Origin of the sequence: Paenibacillus profundus (genome assembly GCF_021369635.1) — a bacterium.
GTDB classification, from domain to species: domain Bacteria; phylum Bacillota; class Bacilli; order Paenibacillales; family Paenibacillaceae; genus Paenibacillus_B; species Paenibacillus_B profundus.
In genome coordinates, this window is sequence record NZ_JAJNBZ010000080.1 from 1 (window position 1) to 2947 (window position 2947).

Genomic DNA, 2947 nt, shown 5'->3' on the forward strand with positions numbered 1-2947 from the left:
GCGCGGAAGAAGCCTATATGTACAACGACGACGGCACCTTGAAGACGGCGGTCAATGCGCATGTGCGGTATGACTATACCTACACGCCGGATGGCAAGCTGGCGGCGAAGTATAGGAGCGAGCCTCAGGGCGGGACCCTTCGCGAAGAGAGACGGCCGAAATGGTTCCAGGGCACGCAGTCCGGGCAAGGCGCAGATGGAGCGAGCGGCCGACGAAGAACGTTGCACAATGCAATTCCAACTGAGCATGGATTTAAACACGTGAAGGCAAAAACAGCTGATGAAGCAGAATTATTTAGTAAAACCGGAAAGAAACATGCGCAGTATCTCCCAGGGGTTAATAATAAGGGGCTTGAAAAAGAAGCTTTATGGAAGGGGGAAATTGTAGATGGAGATAAAGGGGTAATTTACTTTATTTATGATACTGGAAGGCCAATTGGATTTGACTTAGGTACTGAAACATCATGGATTCGGGCGGAAATAACCTCTGGCAAAGTATATCATGGACATCCTATTTCTGGAAATAGATTAGAGGAAGATTTAAAAAAATCTAAACCAAGAAAAAATAGTTAAGCAGGTGATAGCATGAGAGTGAAACGTAACCCCCCAACTCTGAAATTGCAACCCTTTAGGATACCATCTTCTTGGAAGGTAGACTACAATACTTTTATTGAATTAGACCCAAAACTTTTAAATAGGTATGATGATAAATGGATTAACTTTACAGAAGATTTACTTCAAATAAGTCATAGTCGATATAAAATTCTTTTAGATGTGGGATGGTATCCAGAAGGTGATCCGAATGGTGAGTATGGTTTGGAGTTAATAAAGGATCACGATTGGGGAAATCCATTAGAATCTTATTCAACCAACAGTAAAGATGAAATTGTAGCGAAGATTGAACAACTATTATGGCAAGTTGGGGAAGAAGATTACAACAGCTAGCTAATTTGTGCGGAGAAAAATACCTTAACGTGATCACTTCTTTTAAGTAAAATACTAAGAATAAACTTTAAGACTTAATTATTTGATAAAAGGCTTATTCCAACTTGCAAATTGAGGGGAGAATAAGCCTTTTCAATGAGGGAAACCTCCAACAGCGTTTGAATACGATCAATCTGACCTTGAATGGTCCGGCAGCGACCTCCGCGAGAACGGCGTGACCAGCCGCTTCGTGTATGACGGATGGAATATGGTCAATGAGCTGGACGGGGACCATAACGTCAAGGCATCCTATGTCCGCGGCCATGACTTGCTGGCGCAGGTGGATGGCAGGGGAGATTCCTACTACTACCTGAACAACCAGCATGGCGATGTGTCGCACATCCCGAACCGCCTTGGCGGAATCGTAAACAGCTATGAGTACGACGCGTTCGGTCGCACCCTATCCGCCACAGAAGGCATCCCGAACCGCTTCCGCTATGTGGGCGAGCGGTATGACCACACGACGGAGCAGTATTACCTGCGCGCGAGGTTCTATAACCCTGTAATCGCCCGGTTTACGCAAGAGGACGAGTACCGGGGCGATGGTCTGAATTTGTATGCGTATGTTGGGAACAACCCGATTAATTACGTGGACCCGAGCGGGTATAGCAGAGTTGGCTGTGGCGGCGGAGGTAAAAAGGAAGGGCCTTTTGGGGGGCAGGGTAAAGCTCCGAAAGAATATAAATTATCTGATAACCATAACATCCCAAGATCAATCGTTAATGAATACGATAATATTAATCTTGGAAATGGAACGCCTAGATTGCACAATGGAAATCAAAAGATATTCAGAGCTAGTGAATTGAAAAACAAGACCGGACCAAATAATGTTTGGGAAGGTTCAAAAGAGTGGGATGTACCGGGTACTAGTCATAGAATATTAGAGAGGACAGATGGAAAATTAGGATACGTAATAGAGCATGATTACAGTAAGCCCAAACTTTTCCCATCTCCATGGTTTCCCGATGGAGGCAAGTTTAAACCATGATAATAATATTCCCTAGGAGGAGCTTAGGTGGATTTCAAATTTTCTCTTCTTGATGATAAAAGTGATTTAGTAATTGGTTATTGTAAAGACATAATAGGACTAGATGGTGAAGTTTATGCTGATGGAGATAGTTCATATCATAAAATTTCATTAATTGAATTTGTTTTTTGTAATGATTTCAAAAAATATCTTTTAAAAAACAAAGAATCCATTAATAGGTTAGTTTATGTTTCTATAATAAACAAAGCCCAAAATATTCTTGGAAAATATCCATTTTTCATTTTTGACGAAACTTATTATCACAAGGTTGGTTTTCCTGAATGTCCTACAAATATTGAATTAAAAGGTTCGTTACAAAACATTCTATCTAATGCAGAACTTGAAATTTGGGACAAGTGGCGAATTTCATATCCAACAAATAAGAATGAATGGTCTTTTCTTAACGAAGATGATAGAAGAGCGTGGCTAAATGTAGTAACTAAGTATCAGGTTAGTAAACTTGAATATGAAGAAAATAAGGAGAACATGATTTATTTAGATGGAACATATATAACCGATTATTCTTCATTTTTTTGTGCATTAGGAGAAGCGATTAATGGACCTGGAGGTTACTATGGACATGATTTTAGTTCTTTAATTGATTGCTTGAATGGTGGATTTGGGGCAACTTCACCATTCATTATTATGTGGGGAAATTATAAAATTGCAGAAAAAAAATTAGATACTCATGCTTGGTTAAAAGAGGTTAAATATAGACGGAAACGAGATGTTAAGTTGTTTGCAGGGTCAGATTTTGAAGAATTAGGAGACAGACCGTTATTCCAAGCACTTGTAGAAAATATAAATAGTCAAGGTGTAAAAATATTATTTGAATGATCTTTTTAATCTTAAATGAGCATTTTGCAGTAATCTAAGCCCTTTCTACACAAGGACTTTCAGCAATAAAAAAGGGACTTCACCCCAACTTGGCGAAGTT

Annotated in this window: 3 protein-coding genes and 1 pseudogene; all 4 read left to right on the plus strand. The window is 39.8% G+C overall.

The window, feature by feature from the left end:
* A pseudogene (locus tag LQV63_RS31080) lies at positions 1-572 on the plus strand (hypothetical protein); the annotation flags it as partial.
* Between the two features lie 12 nt (positions 573-584).
* On the plus strand, positions 585-944 hold the full coding sequence (locus LQV63_RS31925) for a hypothetical protein (RefSeq protein WP_325175949.1): 360 nt from the start codon (positions 585-587) through the stop codon (positions 942-944).
* Positions 945-1158: 214 nt separating this feature from the next.
* Complete coding sequence (locus LQV63_RS31090) at positions 1159-1971, plus strand: RHS repeat-associated core domain-containing protein (protein ID WP_233699630.1); 813 nt, start codon at positions 1159-1161, stop codon at positions 1969-1971.
* A gap of 27 nt (positions 1972-1998) precedes the next feature.
* On the plus strand, positions 1999-2847 hold the full coding sequence (locus tag LQV63_RS31930; protein ID WP_233699631.1) for a barstar family protein: 849 nt from the start codon (positions 1999-2001) through the stop codon (positions 2845-2847).
* Positions 2848-2947: the final 100 nt, after the last annotated feature.